At 38.2% G+C, this 6,000-nt stretch carries 7 protein-coding genes; 5 read left to right on the forward strand and 2 right to left on the reverse strand.

All coding sequences use genetic code 11. From position 1 onward, the window contains the following. Positions 1–17: 17 nt before the first annotated feature. A complete protein-coding gene (locus tag O99_RS04410; RefSeq protein ID WP_051668862.1) occupies positions 18–1,874 on the reverse strand; it encodes an ABC transporter transmembrane domain-containing protein in 1,857 nt (618 codons plus the stop codon). Between the two features lie 188 nt (positions 1,875–2,062). Between O99_RS04410 and rpmE the strand changes: the two genes are divergently transcribed. Then, on the forward strand, positions 2,063–2,284 hold the full coding sequence (gene rpmE, locus O99_RS04415) for a 50S ribosomal protein L31 (protein WP_035006561.1): 222 nt from the start codon (positions 2,063–2,065) through the stop codon (positions 2,282–2,284). Between the two features lie 474 nt (positions 2,285–2,758). Here the strand turns inward: rpmE and O99_RS04420 are convergent, their stop codons facing one another. Beyond that, on the reverse strand, positions 2,759–3,508 hold the full coding sequence (locus O99_RS04420; RefSeq protein ID WP_035006562.1) for a YebC/PmpR family DNA-binding transcriptional regulator: 750 nt from the start codon (positions 3,506–3,508) through the stop codon (positions 2,759–2,761). A 317-nt stretch (positions 3,509–3,825) separates the two neighbouring features. Here O99_RS04420 and O99_RS04425 point away from each other — a divergent pair, with 317 nt between their 5' ends. The 4 genes from O99_RS04425 to pal all read left to right on the forward strand — a co-directional run bounded on the left by O99_RS04425 (position 3,826) and on the right by pal (position 5,573). Then, on the forward strand, positions 3,826–4,521 hold the full coding sequence (locus O99_RS04425; RefSeq protein WP_035006563.1) for a DUF1013 domain-containing protein: 696 nt from the start codon (positions 3,826–3,828) through the stop codon (positions 4,519–4,521). Positions 4,522–4,538: 17 nt separating this feature from the next. Continuing rightward, a complete protein-coding gene (locus O99_RS06970; RefSeq protein WP_210164648.1) occupies positions 4,539–4,679 on the forward strand; it encodes a hypothetical protein in 141 nt (46 codons plus the stop codon). A gap of 50 nt (positions 4,680–4,729) precedes the next feature. Beyond that, positions 4,730–4,879: a hypothetical protein gene (locus O99_RS06845; RefSeq protein WP_153300836.1), complete on the forward strand. Its 150-nt coding sequence runs from the start codon at positions 4,730–4,732 to the stop codon at positions 4,877–4,879. A gap of 187 nt (positions 4,880–5,066) precedes the next feature. Next, positions 5,067–5,573: a peptidoglycan-associated lipoprotein Pal gene (gene pal / locus O99_RS04430; RefSeq protein WP_035006564.1), complete on the forward strand. Its 507-nt coding sequence runs from the start codon at positions 5,067–5,069 to the stop codon at positions 5,571–5,573. The last annotated feature ends 427 nt before the right edge of the window (positions 5,574–6,000 follow it).

Genomic DNA, 6,000 nt, shown 5'->3' on the forward strand with positions numbered 1-6,000 from the left:
ATTTGAGGTTTTGGACTTTATTTTTTTGAGGATTTTCTTTTTTTATTTTCTTGAGATTTGTTTGGTTTCATTTTTTGTGAAGTTTGTTCAGGCGAAAATTGCAGTTTAGCTAAACGGGCATAAATTCCATTTTTCTCAATCAATTGTGTGTGCGTTCCTTCTTCAACAATAGAGCCTTGATCCATTACAAGAATACGATCTGCTTTTAAGACTGTTGCTAAACGGTGAGCAATGACCAAAGTTGTGCGATTTTTCATGAGTTCATCTAAGGCTTTTTGTACCAGCTTTTCGTTCGTTGCATCTAAGGCTGATGTTGCTTCATCCAATAATAGGAGAGGAGCATTTCTCAAGATCGCTCGTGCAAGACCAATGCGTTGTTTTTGTCCTCCTGAAAGCGTGATGCCTCTTTCACCTACTTGAGTGTCAAAACCCTTTGGTAAGGAGTCGATAAATTCAGATGCATTGGCTGCTTGGGCTGCAGCAATAATTTGTTCTTGATTAGGATTGTGAGCACCAAAGGCTATATTTTCGCGAATTGTTCCTTCAAAAATATCGATTTCTTGAGGAACATAGGAAATCGAAGAACGTAAATCGTGAAGGGAAAGGCGGTTAATGTCAATGCCGTCAAACTTGATTTGACCACTAATAGGATCATAAAAACGCAGAATAAGGGAAAAAAGAGTACTTTTCCCTGCACCTGAATGGCCAACAAAAGCAACAGTTTCTCCTGCTTTGATAGAAAAAGATAAATCACGAAAAATCTTTTTTTCTGGTCTGGAAGGGTAGCTGAAATGAACACGATCAAAAATAAGAGATCCTTGAATGGGAAGGGCACGCGATAAAGGAGATGCAGGTGTTGTAATAGTGGGTTTCTTTTGTAATAATTCGGCAAGACGTTCTGCTGCTCCTGCTGCTTGCACTAATTCTGCACCAATCTCGGATAATTGTGTAAAGGTTGTTGCTGCAAAAACCGCATAGAGAACAAATTGGCCGAGAGTTCCGCTTGTCATGGTGCCATGCAACATATCCTGTGATCCAATCCATAAAATAGCGACAATACTACTAAAGACTAGAAAAATCATAAAGCCTGTGAAGCAAGAACGAAGAATCACAGAAGTACGAGCAGTTTGAAAAACACGTTCAATTAACATTGAAAAACGTTCAGAGATATCTTTTTCGGCTGTAAAAGCTTGGACCGTGCGAATAGCGCTTACCTGTTCAGAGGCTAAAGCATTGGCTTCCGCCAAGCGGTCTTGTGTTGTGCGTGTGCGTGTGCGTACTTTGCGTCCAAAAATAATCAGGGGAATTGCAATCAGGGGAATGGAAATCAAAACTAAAAAGGAGAGTTTAGCGTTTGTGATGACCATCATGACAATGGCTCCAATCACAACAATAAGATGACGCAATGCTGTCGAGGTTGTCGATCCTACTGCTAATTTTATTTGGGTTGTATCCGTTAAGAGGCGTGAAACAATTTCTCCTGAATGGGAATCATCAAAAAAATCAGGAGAAAGGTGCAGAATATGCTGAAAAACATCACGCCGTAAATCAGCAATAAATCGCTCACCCAATGTAACGACACAATAGTAACGGATGGCGGAAGCCAGAGCAAGCAGGAAAGCTAAGATAAATAAAATACCAAAATAGAAATGAATTTTGCCATTGCTTGGAGCCGAAAAACCATGATCAAGCATTTGATGAATGGCAACGGGTAACGCAAGAGTGACAAAAGCCGCAACCAATAAAGACAGAAAAGCGCAAAATATAAGCCAATTGTAGCGTTTTATATAAGGGATAAAACTGGACAATAAAGAAAAAGAATATTTCGCTTTAAAAGGCTTCTTAGATTTTTCTGAGAGATTCAGGAATTGCATGGGATTTTGTATCTTAATTGGGTTGACAATAAAATTTTAAGAAATTCAAACATTTTGAATACTTGTTTTTTCATGTGTGCTCAGCTATTGAAATTTTAATTAAATAAGTGTATCAAAAAGACAAGGAGAGCGCACTTAAAAAATACATAAAGTGCTATTTCGTTGTGTGGAAATAGAAAGTTTGTCGTATGAAACCCAATATTCACCCTGATTACCACATGATTAATGTTGTGATGACTGATGGAACCAAATATGTGACGCGTTCAACATGGGGCAAAGAAGGGGATACCCTGAATTTGGATATTGATCCAATAAGCCATCCAGCTTGGACTGGAGGGTCGCAAACATTTGTCGATCGTGATGGGCGTGTTTCTAAGTTTAAAAATCGCTTTGGGGGCCTTGGCTTCTAAAATTTTCAGGAATATGCGGTATAAATTGTATGCGTTTCGCAAGAGCTCTTAAAGAGAGCTCTGTTTTTTTTTGCAAAGAAAAAATAGGACGCATTTAATTGCTTAAGTCAAAAGGGAAGGCTTTAGATGGAGAAAGCCTTATTTTGATAGAGAAGCGTAAAAGATCTTTGAAGAATCCCAAAAATAAGTGAAAAACTCAAGAGTCCTAATCCTCGATCAAAAAAGTTATAGAACAAAGAAATAAAAAACTCTAGAATAAAGAAAAAGTGCTGAAAATTCTGCGTGTGAAAAACAAAGGCAATGCTGTTTTTAGAAAATAAAAGAAAAAAGCCTCTCTGCATTTAAAGAGGTCAAATAAAAATCCTTCCTTAACGAGTGAAGATTCTTTTTCAAACAGGGTGTTTGCTTCTTTTTTCCTTTTCGTTCTTTTGTTTTGCCTATGAAATTTCCGTCAATAAGGAACGGAATAAAAGATTATGCCGACAATTTTGCTAAAATTTCATCACTAACGTCAAAATTGGCATAAACATTCTGCACATCGTCATCTTCTTCTAAGGTTGCAATTAAACGTAAAACAGAAAGCGCTTTTTCTTCATCAATGGGTGCTAGGGTGGTTGCTTTCCAAATGGTTTTGATAGATTCTGCTTCGCCAAGTGTGGTTTCAAGAATTTTCGAAACTTCACCGATATCCTCAAAGGCACAGAAAATATGGTGGCCTCCTTCTTCTTCCGATTGTACGTCTTCAGCTCCTGCTTCAATGGCTGCTTCCATAATAGTGTCTGCGGTGCCAGATTCAAATTTATAAATAATTTCACCAATGCGATTAAACATAAAGCTAACGGAACCTGTTTCTCCTAAGGCGCCTCCTGATTTTGTAAAAGCAGCACGGACATTTGAAGCCGTACGATTTCGGTTATCGGTTAAGGCTTCAACAATAACAGCCACACCGCCGGGACCATATCCTTCATAGCGGACTTCATCATAATTTTCGACATCACTCCCTGAAGCTTTTTTAATCGCGCGTTCAATATTATCTTTCGGCATTGATTGTGCTTTTGCATTTTGAACCGCGAGTCTTAAACGTGGATTCATTGTTGGGTCAGGAGAGCCTTGTTTGGCTGCAACCGTAATTTCACGTGCAAGTTTGGAAAATATTTTTGAACGCATTGCATCTTGACGTCCTTTACGGTGCATAATATTTTTAAATTGTGAATGGCCTGCCATGGCTTACCTTTTTGTTTGGATGATCAAACATTTCCTCTTTGAAGAATAAATGTATCATAAAAAGAATGAAAGAGAATAAAGAAAACCTTTATAAAAAAATTCTCCTCAAAGGTAAAGACATTCTGATTATGATTGTTATAAGAGAGATCTCTTGTCGTGGGGCAAAAATCAGGGTATAAAGATCGTGATTTCATAGTCATTAAGTGACTTATTAGAAGGGGTGAAAGTCTTCTATGATGAAAGGTCATAGCGCTCCAAAGTTTCAGAGTGGGCAATAACTTGCCTCAAAAAGAGGTCGATAAAAGGATATAATAAATATGTCAACGCAACTTTTGATGCCTAAAGCAACAGCTGTTTGGTTAGTCGATAATACAGCACTTTCTTTTGATCAGATTGCGGAGTTTTGTCAATTGCATGTGTTGGAGGTCAAAGCAATCGCTGATGGTGAAGCTGCACACGGAATTAGAGGTTTGGATCCTATTAGTTCTGGTCAGTTAACACGGAGTGAAATTGCACGTGTTGAAGCAGATGCAACAGCGCGATTGAAAATTTCTGAATCAAAAGTGCGCGTTCCTCAAGTTAAACGCAAAGGGGCACGCTATATTCCTTTGTCTCGACGTCAAGATCGTCCGAATGGTGTCTTATGGTTGATTCTCAATCATCCTGAATTAAAAGATGTGCAAATCGCTCGATTGATTGGCACAACCAAAGGAACGATCGAGCAAATTCGTAATAGAACCCATTGGAACAGTAATAATTTAGTTCCTCTTGATCCGGTAGGATTAGGGTTATGTTCGCAAATTGATTTGGATTTTGAATTGCAACGAGCAGCAAAAAATCTTCCTCTCCCTATAGAGGGAGACAAAACTTTACTCCCTACATCGGTGACAGAAAATGTTACTCTTGATGAGAGTGAACTTGAAAAAACTTTTGACAAAAATCTCGATGCTGATACTGTGTTTGCTAAACTCAACGCTCTGCAAACAAAATCTCAAGAGGAAGAGCAAGAATAATAAGCAAAGCTGTATAAATGAGGCAGAAAATCTTAGATAAACTGAAAAAAAGCATTTTAGAAAGAAAAGGAGGCGAAACATTCACTGAAAACGTGGGAAGAGGGGAGAAAAAAGAGAAAATAAAAGAGGATAAACTTTTATTTTCGGAAAGATTGTGAAAAGAAAAGCATCTGTTTATGATGATGCTAAAAATTAAGGAGCACTGTTTATGAACTCTCTTCGAAATGTTGTTCGCTATCCACTTGTGATAGTTTTTTGTTTGTTATTAACTTTGATTGGTTGTACGAGACAAGATATGGGTGCAGAAAACTCTTCCGGTCATTCTGGTTACAAGAGTGTCCAGGCGGATTTGTCATAAGACTTCACTGTTAATGTTGGGGATCGTGTTGCTATCCGTACTCTTCTGTTATGATTGAAGGTCATGCTGATGAATGCGAAATATGTGCATACAATTTAGCTCTTAGATAATACTGTGCTATTGCGGTGCGTGGTCATCTCATTTCTTTCTGTTCATGATGATGCTAAAAATTAAGGAGAACTGGTTTATGAACTCTCTTCGAAATATTGTTCGCTACCCACTTGCGGTAGTTCTTTGTTTGTTATTAACTTTGATCGGTTGTGGCAAAAAAAGTATTGATGCAACAAATTCTCTCGGTCAGTCTGGGTATAATAATGCACAGGCGGGTTTGTCACAAGACTTCACTGTTAATGTTGGGGATCGTGTTTTTTTTAGTTTGGATTCCTCTTCTATTGAATCGGATGCTGAATATATTTTAGCCCGTCAAGCAGAATGGTTGCTCCGTTATCCGCACTATTCTATTACGATTGAGGGGCATGCCGATGAACGCGGAACACGTGAGTACAATTTAGCTCTTGGACAACGCCGTGCTGTTGCGGTGCGTGATCACCTCATTTCTTTGGGTGTCTCTTCCCAACGAATGAATACGATCTCTTACGGAAAAGAAAGACCTGTAGCAGTTTGTGATAACATCTCTTGTTGGAACCAAAATCGGCGTGCCGTTTTGGTCATTAATAATACGGGAAGTTATTAACAAATAAAGGGTTGAAAGAGACCCGTCAGTAGTTTTGGGTAAAGGAATGAAATGCCGAGAAGGGATAAAAAGAAAAGAAGATAGAGGCAAAAAACAGAAAGGGAACAACAGAGTGGAGAATTTTCTTCTCATTTTGGCTTCGTTTGTGGGCTTTTCTGTAGAATATTTAAAAAATTCTTTTCTTCCTTTTTCCGTCAGAGAGAAAAATATTCTATGCTTTTTAAAATCGAAAAGTGTCAAACTGTGTTACATATAACAGTGTAATACAGAGAGAAAAGCGATTTTTGATTAAGAAGCAAGAGCGCTTTATTTGATCCATAATTCCTTTGTGTATTGAGTTTCTCAAGAGATGGATGAGGGAAACTGTAAAGAAGGTTGATGCGGAAGGGGATGAAAGATAATGCGGTTTTTGATCAAGAAGCAAGAG

It is taken from the genome of Bartonella rochalimae ATCC BAA-1498, from assembly GCF_000706645.1.
Taxonomy (GTDB): Bacteria; Pseudomonadota; Alphaproteobacteria; order Rhizobiales; family Rhizobiaceae; genus Bartonella; species Bartonella rochalimae.

What these genes read in the sequence shown, in the direction of transcription:
- O99_RS04410 (WP_051668862.1), bottom strand. Translation starts at nt 1,874, where the DNA reads ATGCAATTCCTGAATCTCTCAGAAAAATCTAAGAAGCCTTTTAAAGCG.
- O99_RS06970 (WP_210164648.1), top strand. Translation starts at nt 4,539, where the DNA reads ATGAGGCAGAAAATCTTAGATAAACTGAAAAAAAGCATTTTAGAAAGA.
- pal (WP_035006564.1), top strand. Translation starts at nt 5,067, where the DNA reads ATGAACTCTCTTCGAAATATTGTTCGCTACCCACTTGCGGTAGTTCTT.
- O99_RS04425 (WP_035006563.1), top strand. Translation starts at nt 3,826, where the DNA reads ATGTCAACGCAACTTTTGATGCCTAAAGCAACAGCTGTTTGGTTAGTC.
- rpmE (WP_035006561.1), top strand. Translation starts at nt 2,063, where the DNA reads ATGAAACCCAATATTCACCCTGATTACCACATGATTAATGTTGTGATG.
- O99_RS06845 (WP_153300836.1), top strand. Translation starts at nt 4,730, where the DNA reads ATGAACTCTCTTCGAAATGTTGTTCGCTATCCACTTGTGATAGTTTTT.
- O99_RS04420 (WP_035006562.1), bottom strand. Translation starts at nt 3,508, where the DNA reads ATGGCAGGCCATTCACAATTTAAAAATATTATGCACCGTAAAGGACGT.